The organism is Sulfurisphaera javensis (genome assembly GCF_041154675.1).
GTDB lineage: Archaea > Thermoproteota > Thermoprotei_A > Sulfolobales > Sulfolobaceae > Sulfurisphaera > Sulfurisphaera javensis.
In genome coordinates this window covers 1359188-1375055 of the sequence record NZ_AP031322.1, presented here as the reverse complement: position 1 = coordinate 1375055, position 15868 = coordinate 1359188, and the positions used below count along the sequence as shown (strand labels likewise).

The following is a 15868-nucleotide window of genomic DNA, read 5'->3' as shown; positions in this document are numbered from 1 at the left end:
TAAGTCCATATATTCACTAAAAAACCTTTATTTCACAATTTCATTTAAAGAATTTACAACAAATTTTGGTTTAATATTACTTTTCTCTAGATCTTTTTTAGTCGAAATTCCAGTCAAGACTAAAATCGTATCAATGCCAGCATTAATACCCATTCTTATATCAGTCTCTAATTGATCCCCTATTATTACAGCTTTTTCTAGTTTATTTATACCAGATATTTTTAATGCTATTTCTACTATCCAAGTGTTCGGCTTTCCGGCTATAAAATCCGGCTCTCGTTGTAAGGCATAAATTATTGCCGATGCTAAAGCTCCAGCACCTAATTTTAGTCCATCTTTAGATGGCCATAGTCTATCCATGTTAGTTACTATAAATTTTGACCCTTTATAAATACACCTCATAGCTGTGGAAAGTTTTTCATAAGTACTCAATCTATCTAAACCTATTACAACTGCATCCGGTACTTCTTCTTCTACTTCGTTAGAATTTAGAACCCTAAAATTAAAATTTTTTAGTTCTTCAATTAATCCTTCTTCTCCCACTACGAAAACTGATTTTACATTTGTCTTTTCCTTTAGATATATTGCAGCTGCTGTGCCACTTGTAATAATATCTTTAGGATCTATTTTTAATCCCAAATAATTAAGTTGTCTAGACAGAAGTACGCGACTAAAGCCAGAATTATTAGTTATTAATAATACCTTTTTTCCATTTTCTATTATTTTTTTCACTGCAACTAGATTACTCCAAATAGGTTCTCCTTCTCTTACAAGCACGCCGTCTACATCACTTATTATTAAATCGTAATCATCTAATAACATTCCTCTTCAACTCATCTATTTTGACTTTTATTTTCTCTATTAATTCATTCTCATTCAGAGCAAAAGCAAAATAGCCAAAGGGATAATAAAGAATGTTATCACAATCCCATTTTGCATAAGATAACGTAACTTTCGCATAGGTAGTATTTTTACCTTGATATATTCCTATTAAATAATTTTCGCCTTCTTTTTCTACTAGATATATCTCACAATCTTCTTTCTTATATCTGATAACTTTGCTAGCATTTAAAATTTCATTTGTCAATAGCATTTAAACCCCCCATAACTTTATTTTAATCGTGAATTCGGAAGCTATTACGAGAAAGTACTACTCTAAATTAAAAAGCTTACCAGATATGAAGATCCTTTCAAGTATAGCAACATTTGAATCAGCGCTAGTAGTATTAAGAAGCTTAGAAATTGGTTTTGTGTATATATTCTCTTTTATAATCTATATGATAGTTGTTTCATTAGTGCTTTTTACGGACAAGAAGCTTATATTCTTTTTCACAGATATAACAGCATTTTTTTACCTCGTATTTTCTTTCATTCTATCTCACTTTTACTATTTTTCTTTAACATTGTTTACTCCCCTTTTAGGATATGTATTACTTCCAAAGCACAGTGAAGTGAGATCGTCTATTTATATATTTTTAATAAATTTAATTTCAACAATTTTATATATCAACATTTTGATTGTATTATACTCTTTCATAATTTCGTTTATATTCTATTATTATATTCATATAATTAACAAAAAAGGAGAAAAAATAACTGGTTTAAAATCACTTCAGATTCTTAGACCTTTTATAATTAATGTAACAAAGAAGGATTCAAAATCCCTGGAGAAATTTCTAGAAGATATATCCATGAAAACAGTAGTTCATATAGGTGTATTTAAAATTGGCAATATTTACTTTGTTATACCTAAAATACATTACGGAATTTCTGGTGATATCGGAAGTAGCAAATTCATATACCAACTTGAAAACGAGAACTCACTAAACATAGCCTTTCATGGTCCAGGTAGTCATGAGATTGATATAGCATCTTCCTCGCAATCAGCAAAAATAGCAAAATTAGTTGCAGAAGAAGAGATGAAAAATGATGGTTGGACTAAATTGTCATTTTATGGAATAAGTGAATGGAATTGTGGCCAATTCTTTGGTATAACGCTCAATTTCGGTGAAAAATCTCTATCATTTATTCAAAGACCTAATTATGGAATAGATGATTTGCCAATTAAATTGTGGGATTTTACAATAAAATCTGGAAATTATATAGTCGACTGCCATAACGAGTATTTATCGCAAGAACTACCATTTAATACCTTTAGTTGTATAACTAATGGAATTTTGAAATCCTTATCCAACAAAAAAGAGAAACCGCTTATTATTGGATATGAAGATGATAGAATAGAAAATTGTGAAGGATTATGTAATAATAAGATAAGAGTGACTTATATTTCGGATGGAGAGAAAGATGCAGCAATAATTTACATCTATTCAAATAATGCAGACCCCTTATTAACTAATAAAATAAGAGAAAAACTAAGGAATGTTGTGGATTATCCAATTCTTGTAACTCCAGATGATCACAGTTGCACTGGAACTGTTGTTGGTGATCTTTACACTCCTGCACAACCTTGCGAATCCTTAGTAGAAAAAGCTTATGAACTAACGCTTAAGGCAAAGAAGAATGCTAAAAAAGGAGAAGTTTCGTTTAAAAAAATTGAAGTGAAAGGAGTTAAGGTTCTTGGTTCCTTCATCTCTTTGATGGTTAATGCTTTGGAAGAGGTTGGGAGTTATGCTATGAGAACTTTTTGGATACCTCTAGTGATGCCTTTTATCCTAACAATACTATTTGTTTTACTTGCTAATATTCATATTAAATTCAGTTATTAAGCTGTCTACTTGGCTCTTCCATGGTTGTAATCCAGATGGAGATCTAGGATAGCTGAGATAAAGTTGCTTTATATTTTTCATATATTCGGCAACTGTCTTCAATTTCATAAGTAATGAAGGTCTACCTAATCCTGCAATAATTCTCATCGCTTTTTCAGCTACAGAAAGATGAAGGTCTCCTTTTTCACTTGCTTCTAATAAGTCTTCTTCTTTAAGGACTTTTTTGTTCATCCCATAATTAATATCGTCATCACTTAATTTTTGCAAAAATCTCCTAAATATATCTAAACTTGCTTGCTTAGCTCCATATTCATTAATATAACAAATATTCATATCCCAGAGTCCCTGTACAGAGAACTCTCCTTTCTCAAAAGCATTCAAAATTGTTTTCGCGGCACAATAACCAGAAATCATAGCTGATCCTTTTCCTCCTCCATGAACTGGATTTACTGTATATGCTGAATCACCTACAGCAATTATTCCGTTCCATACCATTGTATACAAAGGTCTCCTTGTAGGTACTAATGCTCCTCCCTTAACTAATAATTTAGATTTATCTACATCTGGTGCATACGAATCCAGATATTTTTGATAGAATAAATGCACGCTCGGATAGCCCATTCCTCCCTGGATACCTAATCCTACATTTACTTTGTTTTTCCCCTTAGGGAAATACCACCAGTAACCGCCTGGGGACGCTTTTTGAGTTACAAATATTCTTAAATAATCGTGATCTTCTATATCATCTTTAGTTAGCAAAACTTCTCTATAAGCAATATCTGCATCTTTCTCATCAAGATCTTCAGCGATTGGCAATTCTGGTGGTAATTTACTCCTTACACTCCTTGAGTACCCTGTTGCATCAACTAGTATTTTTGAATAAATAGTAACCTCTTCGTTTGTCCTTCTATTATATAGAACAGCTCCTTTTACATAACCATCCTCAAATATTGGTTTCATAGCAGTAGTTTGATCCCAAATTTCAACTCCTTTACTTTCAGCTATTCTTAGTATTTTTTGATTATATAATGGTGCGTTAAGCTCAAATCCTTCTCCATTAACAGTCCAGACAGTTTTCATATCCGGGCTATAAAGCTTTATTCCACTAATCTTGTTTTCTAGTTCTTCACCTTGTGGATAAGGCATTCCAAGTCTATCAAAATGAGCTTTACTTACAGCATCTCCACAAGGCTTATCTCCTATTCTATTCCAAGGTTTGCTATCGATTAATAATACTTTTAACCCTTTGCCAGCAAGATGAAATGCTGTAGAGGCTCCCGCAAAACCGCCTCCAACAATAAGAACATCGTATTTTAGTTCCTTCAAACTAATCGCTATTTATACTCTCCATTAATAATTAAAAAACTATCTACGAATTATACATTTAACTAATTCTTTTACAAGAGTCTTTTATTAAGTTCCTTTTAATAGAATTGGGAAGGCTCTCCACAATTTTAGATATATAGTTCTTGTTTTCTTCATCACAATAAATTAACAAACCATCGTATTCTTGTTTTTCTAAATTTTTAAAGAAATAATCAACTTGATCTTTTTTCCACAGATATAGCTCATATCCTATATCAATATTATCCAATAACGCTTCTCTTATTAGTGTAACTAGTTCATAGTATTGTAAATCAGTAAATACATTTATGATCGTTTTCTTACTTCCACTAGCCCTAACATCAGAAAATATTTTTCTAAAATAACTTTCAAAATTATCATTATTTACAGATATAATAGTAAGAATATTTTTGTAAGGCATATAATTATGTAGAAATGGTAAGTATTAGTGATTTTCGCTTGGATAAGAAAATACTAAGTATAACTTAAAATGGCATATATTTAGTTTAACACAATAATTTTATTGTGATAATTCAAGTTTTGTATGACAAAATAGATAAGGAGTTGTTATCAGTTGTGAAAATCTTAAGAGGATTAAAAGGAGAAAAAGAGATATTTTTCTCTAAATCTAGAAAGAACGAGATTATAATTGATTCATATAAGATTTGGGAGAAAGGTGAAAGTAAAGAGAATATAATAGAAGGATTCTACGATGTTAAAATTTATGAACTAGTAAAAGGAGCCATTATAGGAGTCAGCTCTTAATTTGTCTAATATAATGACTTGAATCAGTTATAACTAAATAACCTCTGGCTTCTGGTGGAAACTCTCTTGTCACTCCACCAACGTAAATTACTCTGGCTAATTTATCTATTTCTAATCTTTTATGTTGTGCTATAACCAACCAATCCCACGGACCTGCAGAAATACTTCTTCTAAGTTGATCAATATCGCCTTGATGACCATGCAAAATGAAGTATTTTGTAGAGGATACTTCAGCTATATAAGTTGTAGTTGCTATTATTTCTTCTCTATATCTTGGTTCAGCCATAATACATTTTATTGCATGCGGATCCATATCACCTTGAATATAAACTATTTGGGCCCATGGTGCCAAACTTCTAATTACATATAAGACATCAATTACTCTTGGACACTCATAATCCCAATAGCATTGTGTTGTGTCACCATCTAAAACAATTGTTTCTGGTTCTTCCTTTTTTATTATTGATGATAATGTACTTTCTACATGAGGCTCTGGAAATCTAATATTTCCCATAACTAATAACTTCAATTACTATTCACCTTAGATAATTAAGTTCACATAATATATTATCTTTTTGTCGCAACCATTAGCATTAGAATTTTATATTTAATATTAAGGTATAGTTATGAGATAAGTTGAATACTAGCACATTAGTTGCAATTTCCATTTTACTAATAGCTTTACCAGTAATTCCAGCATACCTACTAAATTTCCCAGTTTTTGTCGCACTATCAACTGTAGATTTAGTGATAGTTCTATATTTGATGATAACTTATAAAACGTGGACAACATTAAAGAGTAGAATAATAGGCCTTTATTTCTCCGGTGTTTTTGCTTTAGGAATTACTTTAGGTATATTTTTCGCATTACCAATAAAACCAAGATTATTCGCTGAGATTGGACTAATATATGTACTTCCATTCATATTCCAATTTATAATTTCAATAAAACCCTTTATAGCTAAAATTATTTCAAAGAATTTCCTTGGATTTGGCAATGGTTATGTAGCCTTCTTATTAGTACTTATAATAGGGGCAATTATAGGCAGATTTCTTGCAAACTTTTATCAATTTATTGTGTTGTATTCTGGAACTATTTTAATAGGAATATTAATATTACTTTATTTAAGGAAGTGAAATTGAATGAAAATAAGTGTTATCGGAGCAGGCCCAGCTGGTTTATCTCTTGCATGGTTCCTTAAAGGAACTAGACATGAAGTTACTGTCTATGAAGGGCTAAATGATGTAGGACTTAAACCTTGTGCTTGGGGATTGATTTCTGGAATTGAGAACTTAATTCCTATATCTAAAGAAGCAATAATTAGTGAAATAAAAGGTTTTAGAATATATCTTGATGATAAACTAGTTCATGATATAAGGACCAGCAACAAGCTAGGTTATATTATTAATAAACCCGTTTTTTTAAAAAGCCTAGCCGAAAAAATAGAAGTAAAATTTAACACTAAAGTAGTAGAAAAAAATGGACAATATTTTACTACCGAAGGTGAAAAAATAACAGATGATTATATTATTTATGCTAATGGTCACTATTCTCTACCTAAAGATACTACAATTCCAGCAATTCAATATATAACTGATTATCAGATAGATAAAGAAATCGTAGAATTTTATTTTTATAGTGATCTTTTAGGTTATGCATGGGTATTCCCAGATGAAAAAGGAAGTAAGATTGGAATTGGAGGATGGGCTGACGTATCTTTCCTTAAAGAAAGAGTGAAAAAGATTCTTAAAGGGAAAGTTTTAACATTTCATGGAGCTAGAGTCTCTGACTATGGTGTACTAGAAGAGAGACTAAATGGAAAATATATAGGTGAAGCCTTAGGTACAGTTTTCCCATTAACCGGAGAGGGAATTAGGCCATCTATTTTGTCAGCAAAAATTTTAGCTGATTCAATACTTAATGGAAAAAAATTTGAAAAAGAATTCAAAAAAAGCAAACTATATTGGGCAATTCAAATGCAAGCTAAAGTAGTTCACGGAGTTAAAAAGGGATATATGAGTTTAAAAGGTCTTTCTAGGATTATGACTAAAAGTGATCCTAATCTAGTCTTAAAGGTGGCTATTGGAGATTTTGATTTAACAGATGCGATAAAATTGTTTGGGAGGATGATAATATGACATACTTCCTTGATGACATAGACAAAAAAATACTTAAAATATTACAAGAAGATGCTAGGACACCATTTTCTAAAATAGCGAAAATGCTAAATTTAAGCGAATCAACGATCCATATACGAATCAAAAGACTTAAGGAAAATGGGGTTATTAAAGGATTTTATGTTGATGTAGACCCAGAAAAAATTGGGTATAATGTTATAGCCTTCGTTCTTATAAAAGCTGATCCTAAAAAATATGAGCAAATATTAAAGAAAATTTATGAATTTAAGGAAGTATACGAAATATTTGACGTTACTGGAGAATATTATGCATTATTAAAAGTAAGAGTGAAAAGTAGAGAAGAATTAGCCACTATTCTTGATAAAATAGGCAATATGGAAGGGGTTACATCAACTTATACAATGTTTGTGTTGAGAACGATAAAAGAGATGAAAACTATAGATTTCTCATAATCCGGGCGAAAGCTCCTCATCATTGTTCAGCCGGTTTATTATTCTTCATTTCTTTATCTTTCTAATAAGATGCTCAACTATATATTTTGCTGGATTTATGTGTGTAGCCTCATAGAAACCTTTCCAAAGAGGAGCCGCATTTACTTCGATAACCTTATAACTACCATCTTCGTCTTCAACTATATCAATTCCAGCATAATCTAGCTTTAATGCTTTAACTACTTTCAAAGAAATCTCTTGAAGTTCTTCATTGGGTAAAAGCACTTGTGTCAATGAGCCCTGTGCAACGTTTGTCTTCCATGAGGATCTATTAACCCTATATATGCTTCCTAGTACAGTAGTACCTACAACGAAAACTCTTATATCTCTCTCTGGTTTATTAATATATTTCTGAACATAAACTGGTTGATTAACCGATAAAATTGCTTTTGCTACTCTAAACGCTACATCTGGATCAGAAACCCTAACAGAACCTAATCCTAAACTACCAATGACAGGTTTAATAACTACATCTTTCCATTCGTTTACTAGTCTCATTACCTCAAATGGATCTTCTACTACAGTAGTATCTGGAACTGGAATTTTCGCCATTTTTAATTTCATGAGACTATTGAACTTGTCTCTAGCTATAAACATAGAATCTGGAGAGTTGATAAGTGTTATTCCATTACTTTCTAACCCTTTTAAAGAATCAAATCTTTTCATTAACTGTTCCGTAGAAGAAATAAAACCTAAATTTCTAACTATACCTCCGTCTAATTCAATTTTCTTACCACCATAATTAAATTCTAGGCCATCCTTAGATATTACTGGATTAAGTCTAGATATTCTTACATAAATAGGAGTGTGCCCACTATTCTTAATTTCTAATAAAAGCTGCTTTGCTGATTCAGTAATTTTCTGAGATTCATGTATAACTGCTAATTTAATGTTGATTCACCAATTGAACACTTGATAGAAGACTTTTTATAATTTATCCAGCCCAGCTTCGTTTAATAGTCCCATAGTCAAAAACGATGGCAAAGATATAATTGCCTCGCTAAATTCTTGGTCTATTTCCATTTTTTTGACAGTGTAAATATAATTTGTTAAAGCATTTTCATATTCTTTTTTAACAAAATCCTTATATGAGTAACCCTTTAAATCATATAACTGTTTAGCACTTCCCGTTAATTCTTTTAATTCTCCTCTCTCATATTTTATACAGTCTATATAATCATCGATTAATTGATAAGCAATTCCTATGTATTTACCTAGATTTAATGATTCCTCTACTAATTCTTCTCTTTTTGCTGCAAACGATGCCAACATGGTAGATAACTTGAATAAACTTGCAGTTTTAAGTTCAATAGTAATAAGATATTCAGAGGGAGAACCAAATATATCCTTTAACGCACCTATAGCAGTATCTTTCCATAACTCAATACTAAGTTTTAGTGCTTTTTCGCCATAAGAAGATATAATATTTAATGCAGAAGGTATTAGATAATTTGTAATAAATATAACTTTTCTATTAGTATAAATAGCCCAGGCAGCTTGTCCACCTCGCCTTATAAGGTCATAATCCACTATATCGTCTAAAGCTAGTGAGGCAGAATGTAATATTTCTGACGCCAAAGCTGCCTTATATGCATCTTTAATTTCACCTTTTAGAGCTTCAGTAAATAAGAAAGTTAAAGTTCCCCTAAATCTTTTTCCATCTTTTAGTATATACTTACTGACTTCTAATAATTCCCAATCTTTAATGTCAGCTAAGTAATCATTAATAAGCTTATCAATAATTTCCTTGCTTTTTTTCCAATAAGAAAGTAAGTCCACTTTATTATTCTCCATTAACTCGCTTAAATAAATATGTCATAAGAATTAAATAAATTGGTGCTAGAAGAGGATCGATATCTAACAGAATTTCTTTTACGTTTAAATTAGAATTTCTTAATTCAAATTCTCTTTTCCTAACTACTATTGCATCAACTCCAGTAGTAATAAAAATCACGTCTTTAGATGAAGGTTTTTCATAAAACCTTTTTACATTTTTATCTAAGATTTTACTCATTAAAGTTATTGCTGGAAAGAATACTGGTGACAAAAATATTTCACTATTAAAGTTAATTTCTTTTACTTTTGATAATATCCACTCGTTTAAGTTATCTAAACTGTTTAACTCTCTCAGAAGATCTTTACTCCTTTCATTATTTATGAAAGAAGAAACTTTCTTCAACAACGACAAAGATACATTTACTTCACATAACTCATCAGGAGAAAAATGCAATACATTTACTTGTCCTTTCCCTTTAATTTTACTATTACATGTAATTAAGTATCCTTTATTTTCTAGAGCCCAAACATTATCTAATATTATTTTAGCCTTATTTTCATCATTCACAAAAATTATTACGTCTTTAAAGTTTCCAGAATATGGATTTTCAAGAAATGAAAAATCATAAATGTTTACAGACTTAACGAAGGTACTCTTTAATGCTATTAAGCTTCTTTCTAGAGTAATTGCCTCTAATTCTGTATCTTCATCATAAATTAATGAAACACTTTCAGAGAAATCAATAGGTACATCGTAAATTTTTATCATCTTACTTATACTAAAGCTGTCTTTAATGCTTGACAACATGAACACTTCCTTTCATCAGGTTTTTCTGGTAGTCTTTTAATCACTTCATATAATAATTTTTTCACTTTAGCCGTATTTTCAGCCATAACTTTTGTTACTTCTTCAGCAGTAACTGGAATATCTGCAAAAACATCGTAATCAGTAATCATTCCTATAACACTATAACACATTTCAGCCTCACATGCTAAATTTACTTCAGGTACTAGGGTCATTCCTATAATGTCTGCTTTAAAGACCTCTTTCCAGACTATACTCTCAGCTCTTGTTGAAAATCTAGGACCCTCAATACATATATAAGTTCCCTTATCATGTGTTGTTATTCCTAAATCCTTTGAGGCTTCAATAATTATAGATCTTAAATGTTCACAAAACGGATCAGCCATAGAGACGTGAGCAACTATAGGACCATCAAAGAATGTATATTCTCTTCCTTTTGTCATATCTATGAATTGATTTGGAACTACAAAATCTCCCGGCTTATAATCAAGTCTTAAACTACCTACAGCAGAAACACCTATAAGCCATTTAACTCCCAGACTTTTTAATGCCCAGATATTTGCTCTATAATTTATTTTATGTGGAGGAATTCTGTGACCCCTTCCATGTCTTGGTAAAAAGGCGACTTTTTTGCCTTCAAGTTCCCCTAAAATTATATAATCGCTTGGTTCTCCATACGGTGTATACACTTTAATTTCTTTTATGTTAGTTAATATTTGTGGATCATATAGTCCAGATCCACCAATTATTCCTATCGAAGCCTTTTCTTTAGGTTCTATCATCATACAATTCTTATCAATTAAGTATAAAAGTATAAACCAAAAAATTGATAAAGTTTTATATCAAGAGCATTTGGGAATTTAAATTGCCAAAAATACCAGTTAAGGTTGTTAAATGGGAAGAAGTAGCTGAATGGTCTACTCTATTAGCAGAAAAAATTAAAGAATCTGAATACAACCCAGATATAATAATAGCAATCGCTCGTGGTGGCTTAGTGCCAGCAAGAATTGTAGCCGATGTTCTTGGAGTAATAGACATGCTCTCCATAAAGATAGAACATTGGATAGAAACAGCTTCTCACACACCGGAAGCTAAAGTTAAATATCCATATAAAGTTGATCTTCAAGGTAAAAGAGTTTTAATAGTAGATGATATTACTGACACTGGTGATAGTGTAGAACTAGCCAGAAAATATGTAATGGACTCATTTAATCCTAAAGAAGTTAAAACTGCTACAATGCAAATTATTGAACAAAGCGCTAAAATTAGACCAGATTATTATGCTCTTGTAATAAAAGATTGGTCTTGGTTTATGTATCCTTGGAATTACTGGGAGGATGAAATTAATTTGATTAGGAAAATTATTGCTGAGGAAAAATTTAAAGATTTAGAGCCAAATATATTAAAGAAAAAATTCGTAGAAAGCTATGGTGTAGAACCACCTATAGCAATAGAAAAAATTCTTAATGAGATGAAAAGAAGAAAAATTATTTGATGATTAATATATTTTGTATCTTAACTTACCTATAGCTCCACCAAACGTTTTTTTAACCCATTCTGCATCAGGTAATTCATCACCAACAACATACACTTTTGTACCATAATTCTCAGCCTCTTGTGCTAATTTTTCTAATTCAGTATTTGGCTCATCATAAACTACTAAAGAATCTACAGCACCCATTTGTAAAGCTTTCCTTATTTCTTCAATTCCATAAATAACTAATCCATCATCTTTAGCAATATGATATTTTAATTCCTCCAAAAGATTCTGAACCTGCACATATTTTTGATTTTTTAATATATCTTGTGCTTTCATAACTAACTCCTTTAATCCAGCATCTCCTTGATCAGGAATATCATAAAGTGGTTGAAGTACTAACTTCTTTAATCTATAATCTAAGTAATCGCCGTCATAGAAATCCTTCTTTGCATATCCAGGGCCACCTAATAATATTCCCTTCAATTTTTGACTCTCTAGGTAAGGAAGCAGATATGCATTAGCTTTTTCTCCAACTTCTTTAAGGAAATTTGCATACATTTCTTCTATTATTCTATCAATACGCCTCTGAGATTGCCCACCCATCATATGCTTCCCTGGCACAAAACCCTCAAACTCATCTAATACTTCGATTCTGGTCCCTTTTAATACTCCAATAGTAGCATAATCTCTTTCAACTAGAATCAACCCAAATACATCAGTTTCTTCAATCATATCTTCCAGAAACTCAACGTGAAAATACTTATCTGTTCTATAAAAGAATATTGTGACTTTTTCTGGTGGCGAAAACACGAAACACTTTGATTCTTCAGTTTCAAAATTTTCTCCGCAAAATATTACTAATCCATTTTCCGGTACTTTTGGTATTTGCGTTAATCTATCGATAGCAGATTGAATTGCTGATGTAACTGCATCTCTTGTCCTTTTCAATTTTATGTTTTGAGCTATTGAATATTCTTGTCTTAAAAGATTAAGAACATCAGGTATAGGTCTACCCGGAGGAATATATAATGATAGAAGAACCGTTGCTGGAGCAGACCATTTTTTTAATTCTCTTATTAGAACTTTCAATTCTTGTTTATTTATTTGATATTTATCAAAGACTCATCCCTAATCTGATATTTAATTTAGCTTCAATTGCCTAATAAAGCTTGCTATAGGTTTAATAGGTAACTATTTGTTTATACAAATAGGTCACTAGACTACTACAAACCATATCATTCTTCTTCATTACTTTTGTGGAAACCACCTCAACTTACTACGAGAAAACATCTTTTCCATTTTCTACCACTATTCGTGAATTATCATTTCTGTTTAGTTAGGATTCTAGAAATAAATTAAATTGAAAACATATAAATTTACAGATTTATGAAACAGTTTTCAGTGCTCGTTAATAGAAAGACAATAATCTCTTTAACTTATTAAGGTTTTATATTTCTCTTTCTTGCACTGAGTACTTCAATTTGGCATTTTAATATAAAGGTCTTTGGTTAAAGAAAACATTTTTAGCCCTATGAATTAATATATTTGTTGTGCGGGGGTGCCCGAGCAAGGTCAAAGGGGGCGGACTGAGGCTCCGCTGGCGTAGGCCTGCGTGGGTTCAAGTCCCACCCCCCGCATTTTATTACAATACTATTTATTTTTCAGAGAAGAACTAAATTGATATAAAACTACTTTATTAATTCACTTATTAATTTCTTTATTTCACTATCTTCCTTAATACTTCCTAATATTTCACCATAAATAAGTCCATCAAGTTTTATCAGAAATCCTCTATCTATATCTTCAAATTTATATCCTTTACAATCTTTACAATAACCTCTTATTATTGTTTTTTGACCACTATAAAACACGTTGTATTTAACACCATCAAAATTCTTTGATGAAGAATTACCAGGAAACATGTTAATACGCCTAGATAGCTCATAAAGTGCTAATTTTATCAAATCTTCAGTTTCTATTCCTTTTTCTCTCAAATAGAAAGGCAATATATATTCTTCTTCAACATTTGCTTTTATCTCCTTGATTTTTTCTCTGATTTTTGAGATACTATCTCTTAGACTCTGAAGACATTCTTTGGAGATATTTTCAGCTTCTTTTGATTCTCCTATCCATAAATATATTAACGCCTCAGATATTCTATCACAACTCATTTTAATCACGGTTTAATGAATATGAAGATTTCTTTTAGGTTTTTATCCTTTATCACCATAGAGATTAAACCATAATTGTCTGGATATCGAACGATTTCTAAATTTATTAAACTTTTAGCTAGTTTATCTATAAGATAATAAGAACGAGGATTCATAGAAGATCGTATGTTAACAAATAGTACTCCCCCCTTTGAACCAATAAATTTGCTAAGCTTCTCTTCATAGTTTAAATCAATCATGGCATCTACTATAGTGCCTAAATATTTTACACTTCTAAATGGAATTATATTAGTAAGCTTTACATCATATAATGCATTTAAAGTTGCATAAGTTATTGCTTCACTTATTATCATAGACACGTCTCCAGATAAATATTTTGGACCTTTTATTTCTGATGTGTAAGCATAAACATTATCTAATATTCCTTCAATTAGTTTTGTTGTAAGAAAAGATGAAAAATATAGAAGCTTATCATCAATTGTAATTTCCGTTATAGGTGTTTCTCCAATAGCGTCTAAAATAAATGAGGCTATTTCCTTATACTGATTTACATCATCCTTTGTATGTGGTAATAAATCGCCTTTAATTTCAATTGATGAAAATTTTACCTTCACACATACTTATTACATAATTAGAAATTTATGGTTTTACTAAGACTTTTCCTATCTTGTTTTTATCCTTGATCAGTTGATATCCATAATCTATGTTATCAAGACTTACAGTCCCAGCTATTATTGGCTTTATTTTACCTTCTTGTGTAAGCTTTAATGTTTCTTCAGCATCCTTTTTAGTGGCAGAAGCATGTCCAACTATTTTTATATCTTTTAGAATTATATATCCTAGCCTTAAATTATATATCTGTGAAGGATCAACATTACCTATTTGTACTATTCTTCCTCCCATCCATAAAGATCTAAGACTTTCATCAAAAGTTGGTGTCCCAACAGTATCTATTACCATTGTTACATCACCTATCTTTTTAGCCTCTTCTGAGAATTTAGTACCGACTATTACATAGTCTGCATATTGTTTTATCACCTTAGCTTTTTCTTCAGAAGTAGTTACACCTATTACTTTTGCACCTAATGCCTTTGCAACTTGGATAGCGTGAATCCCAACGCCTCCGCTTGCACCAGTAACTAATACTAATTCGTTTTGCCTAATACCTCCGGCTCTTCTTATTCCCCTATATATCATCCCAGTTACACATGGAACTAAAACTGCTCCTTCGTCTGGTGTTCCTTTTGGCACTTTAACTAAACTTGTAACCTTAATTTTAGCTTTTTCAGCAAAAAAGCCATCTAATTCTTCTGAGTATCCAAGCCTACTGTGGCAATAAGCCTCCTCTCCCATTTTACAATATTCACATGTTCCGTCAGGGGCATAAAGTAATGAAATTACTTTATCACCAACTTCAAAATCTTTTACATTTTCACCAACTTCTTCAATTGTACCAACTACTTCATGTCCTAGTATTACTGGGTATTTCATTCTTGGATAATATCCTTGAAGTTGTAACAAATCTCTATAACAGAGAGCAGCTCTATCTACTCTTATTACTACTTCATCTTTATTAGGTTTAGGATCAGGAACTTCTTGGAGTTTGTAACCTTGTTTTGGCCCTGGAACTACTATAGCTTTCATTAATTGCTTATACTGTTTATATAGTATAAATTTTTTATTAGCTTATTACCTTTGACTCGTTTTTAATTATATGTACTTAAAAAATCCACCTAGAATTAAAGTTCTTGAAGCATTAGGTGCTATTGCTGATAATAGAGTTAAGATTATTAATGAAAATGAATGTGAAGTTGTCTCCTCAGAGGGAGATCGTGTATATAAAGTTATTATAAAAGAAAATTTAGTTAATAGCACAGATAATGGGACTATGTATAGAAATTATATAGGATATCCTATCATAGCTTGTCTTATGTTAATGAAAAAGTTGCCCTTTAATGAAAAGATAGCAAGAGCATTAAAAGGAATACCGTGGAGAAGATTAAACGAAGAATACAAAAATTACTCGAAAGTTGAAGAGATAGTTTTCTCTATTGCTAAGGAAAGAGATATTAATAAGGAGGAGTTAGAAAATTTTATAAAGGTAATACTAAATGAACTTGGAAGATTACATCTTAGAAAGATTAAGTGAGCCTTTATATTGCGTGAATGAA

General features: G+C 31.0%; 20 protein-coding genes and 1 tRNA gene. 8 read left to right on the top strand and 13 right to left on the bottom strand.

The annotated features are described in order from the left end of the window. Positions 1-27: 27 nt before the first annotated feature. Both ACAM25_RS07650 and ACAM25_RS07645 read right to left on the bottom strand, forming a co-directional pair. Positions 28-822, bottom strand: a complete 795-nt coding sequence (locus ACAM25_RS07650) for an HAD-IIA family hydrolase (protein ID WP_369609144.1) — start codon at positions 820-822, stop codon at positions 28-30. Then, a complete protein-coding gene (locus ACAM25_RS07645; RefSeq protein WP_369609143.1) occupies positions 809-1093 on the bottom strand; it encodes a hypothetical protein in 285 nt (94 codons plus the stop codon). Before ACAM25_RS07645 ends, ACAM25_RS07650 begins: the two co-directional genes overlap by 14 nt. A gap of 28 nt (positions 1094-1121) precedes the next feature. Between ACAM25_RS07645 and ACAM25_RS07640 the strand changes: the two genes are divergently transcribed. Beyond that, positions 1122-2726: a DUF2070 family protein gene (locus ACAM25_RS07640; protein WP_369609142.1), complete on the top strand. Its 1605-nt coding sequence runs from the start codon at positions 1122-1124 to the stop codon at positions 2724-2726. Here the strand turns inward: ACAM25_RS07640 and ACAM25_RS07635 are convergent. Both ACAM25_RS07635 and ACAM25_RS07630 read right to left on the bottom strand, forming a co-directional pair. Continuing rightward, a complete protein-coding gene (locus ACAM25_RS07635) occupies positions 2691-4052 on the bottom strand; it encodes a digeranylgeranylglycerophospholipid reductase (RefSeq protein WP_369609141.1) in 1362 nt (453 codons plus the stop codon). The two genes, ACAM25_RS07640 and ACAM25_RS07635, sit on opposite strands and share 36 nt — an antisense overlap. 58 nt (positions 4053-4110) lie before the next feature. Further along, entirely contained in the window at positions 4111-4491 is a 381-nt protein-coding gene (locus ACAM25_RS07630; protein WP_369609140.1) for a DUF5751 family protein, read from the bottom strand. A 104-nt stretch (positions 4492-4595) separates the two neighbouring features. On the opposite strand from ACAM25_RS07630, the gene ACAM25_RS07625 reads away from it, so the two are divergent. Further along, positions 4596-4835 carry a hypothetical protein gene (locus ACAM25_RS07625; RefSeq protein ID WP_369609139.1) on the top strand — a complete coding sequence of 80 codons (240 nt, stop codon included), beginning with the start codon at positions 4596-4598 and terminating at the stop codon, positions 4833-4835. On the opposite strand, the gene ACAM25_RS07620 is transcribed toward ACAM25_RS07625, so the two are convergent. After that, positions 4825-5364 carry a phosphoesterase gene (locus ACAM25_RS07620; protein WP_369609138.1) on the bottom strand — a complete coding sequence of 180 codons (540 nt, stop codon included), beginning with the start codon at positions 5362-5364 and terminating at the stop codon, positions 4825-4827. The genes ACAM25_RS07625 and ACAM25_RS07620 overlap by 11 nt on opposite strands. A 107-nt stretch (positions 5365-5471) precedes the next feature. Here ACAM25_RS07620 and ACAM25_RS07615 point away from each other — a divergent pair, with 107 nt between their 5' ends. From ACAM25_RS07615 to ACAM25_RS07605, 3 genes are read left to right on the top strand one after another with little or no spacing between them, the layout of a single operon-like run. Further along, complete coding sequence (locus ACAM25_RS07615) at positions 5472-5972, top strand: hypothetical protein (RefSeq protein ID WP_369609137.1); 501 nt, start codon at positions 5472-5474, stop codon at positions 5970-5972. Between the two features lie 6 nt (positions 5973-5978). Beyond that, positions 5979-6974: an NAD(P)/FAD-dependent oxidoreductase gene (locus ACAM25_RS07610; protein ID WP_369609136.1), complete on the top strand. Its 996-nt coding sequence runs from the start codon at positions 5979-5981 to the stop codon at positions 6972-6974. Next, a complete protein-coding gene (locus tag ACAM25_RS07605) occupies positions 6971-7426 on the top strand; it encodes an Lrp/AsnC family transcriptional regulator (RefSeq protein ID WP_369609135.1) in 456 nt (151 codons plus the stop codon). The genes ACAM25_RS07610 and ACAM25_RS07605 overlap by 4 nt, the downstream gene beginning before the upstream one ends. 45 nt (positions 7427-7471) lie before the next feature. Here the strand turns inward: ACAM25_RS07605 and ACAM25_RS07600 are convergent, their stop codons facing one another. The 4 genes from ACAM25_RS07600 to ACAM25_RS07585 all read right to left on the bottom strand — a co-directional run bounded on the left by ACAM25_RS07600 (position 7472) and on the right by ACAM25_RS07585 (position 10828). Further along, positions 7472-8323, bottom strand: a complete 852-nt coding sequence (locus ACAM25_RS07600) for a RimK family alpha-L-glutamate ligase (RefSeq protein WP_369611637.1) — start codon at positions 8321-8323, stop codon at positions 7472-7474. Between the two features lie 69 nt (positions 8324-8392). Beyond that, positions 8393-9244 carry a hexaprenyl pyrophosphate synthase gene (gene gdS-2, locus ACAM25_RS07595; RefSeq protein WP_369609134.1) on the bottom strand — a complete coding sequence of 284 codons (852 nt, stop codon included), beginning with the start codon at positions 9242-9244 and terminating at the stop codon, positions 8393-8395. A 4-nt stretch (positions 9245-9248) separates the two neighbouring features. Next, on the bottom strand, positions 9249-10046 hold the full coding sequence (locus ACAM25_RS07590) for a hypothetical protein (protein WP_369609133.1): 798 nt from the start codon (positions 10044-10046) through the stop codon (positions 9249-9251). Then, a complete protein-coding gene (locus ACAM25_RS07585; protein WP_369609132.1) occupies positions 10016-10828 on the bottom strand; it encodes an S-methyl-5'-thioadenosine phosphorylase in 813 nt (270 codons plus the stop codon). The genes ACAM25_RS07590 and ACAM25_RS07585 overlap by 31 nt, the downstream gene beginning before the upstream one ends. An 83-nt stretch (positions 10829-10911) precedes the next feature. Here ACAM25_RS07585 and ACAM25_RS07580 point away from each other — a divergent pair, with 83 nt between their 5' ends. Beyond that, positions 10912-11541 carry a phosphoribosyltransferase gene (locus ACAM25_RS07580; protein WP_369609131.1) on the top strand — a complete coding sequence of 210 codons (630 nt, stop codon included), beginning with the start codon at positions 10912-10914 and terminating at the stop codon, positions 11539-11541. A gap of 3 nt (positions 11542-11544) precedes the next feature. Here the strand turns inward: ACAM25_RS07580 and prf1 are convergent, their stop codons facing one another. Beyond that, complete coding sequence (gene prf1, locus ACAM25_RS07575) at positions 11545-12615, bottom strand: peptide chain release factor aRF-1 (protein ID WP_369609130.1); 1071 nt, start codon at positions 12613-12615, stop codon at positions 11545-11547. A gap of 463 nt (positions 12616-13078) precedes the next feature. Between prf1 and ACAM25_RS07570 the strand changes: the two genes are divergently transcribed. Continuing rightward, a tRNA-Leu gene (locus ACAM25_RS07570) sits at positions 13079-13163 on the top strand. A gap of 51 nt (positions 13164-13214) precedes the next feature. Here ACAM25_RS07570 and ACAM25_RS07565 read toward each other — a convergent pair. Genes ACAM25_RS07565 through ACAM25_RS07555 form a run of 3 tightly spaced genes read right to left on the bottom strand, consistent with a single transcriptional unit; the run spans position 13215 to position 15341 of the window. Beyond that, positions 13215-13697: a hypothetical protein gene (locus tag ACAM25_RS07565; protein WP_369609129.1), complete on the bottom strand. Its 483-nt coding sequence runs from the start codon at positions 13695-13697 to the stop codon at positions 13215-13217. 5 nt (positions 13698-13702) lie between these two features. Further along, on the bottom strand, positions 13703-14311 hold the full coding sequence (locus ACAM25_RS07560; RefSeq protein WP_369609128.1) for a hypothetical protein: 609 nt from the start codon (positions 14309-14311) through the stop codon (positions 13703-13705). Positions 14312-14336: 25 nt separating this feature from the next. Then, complete coding sequence (locus tag ACAM25_RS07555) at positions 14337-15341, bottom strand: acryloyl-coenzyme A reductase (RefSeq protein ID WP_369609127.1); 1005 nt, start codon at positions 15339-15341, stop codon at positions 14337-14339. Between the two features lie 70 nt (positions 15342-15411). Between ACAM25_RS07555 and ACAM25_RS07550 the strand changes: the two genes are divergently transcribed. Then, on the top strand, positions 15412-15846 hold the full coding sequence (locus ACAM25_RS07550) for a hypothetical protein (protein ID WP_369609126.1): 435 nt from the start codon (positions 15412-15414) through the stop codon (positions 15844-15846). Positions 15847-15868: the final 22 nt, after the last annotated feature.

Coding starts and splice junctions, on each gene's coding strand:
- ACAM25_RS07650 (WP_369609144.1), bottom strand. CDS start 822: ATGTTATTAGATGATTACGATTTAATAATAAGTGATGTAGACGGCGTG.
- ACAM25_RS07645 (WP_369609143.1), bottom strand. CDS start 1,093: ATGCTATTGACAAATGAAATTTTAAATGCTAGCAAAGTTATCAGATAT.
- ACAM25_RS07630 (WP_369609140.1), bottom strand. CDS start 4,491: ATGCCTTACAAAAATATTCTTACTATTATATCTGTAAATAATGATAAT.
- ACAM25_RS07610 (WP_369609136.1), top strand. CDS start 5,979: ATGAAAATAAGTGTTATCGGAGCAGGCCCAGCTGGTTTATCTCTTGCA.
- ACAM25_RS07605 (WP_369609135.1), top strand. CDS start 6,971: ATGACATACTTCCTTGATGACATAGACAAAAAAATACTTAAAATATTA.
- ACAM25_RS07585 (WP_369609132.1), bottom strand. CDS start 10,828: ATGATAGAACCTAAAGAAAAGGCTTCGATAGGAATAATTGGTGGATCT.
- ACAM25_RS07565 (WP_369609129.1), bottom strand. CDS start 13,697: ATGAGTTGTGATAGAATATCTGAGGCGTTAATATATTTATGGATAGGA.
- ACAM25_RS07555 (WP_369609127.1), bottom strand. CDS start 15,341: ATGAAAGCTATAGTAGTTCCAGGGCCAAAACAAGGTTACAAACTCCAA.
- ACAM25_RS07550 (WP_369609126.1), top strand. CDS start 15,412: ATGTACTTAAAAAATCCACCTAGAATTAAAGTTCTTGAAGCATTAGGT.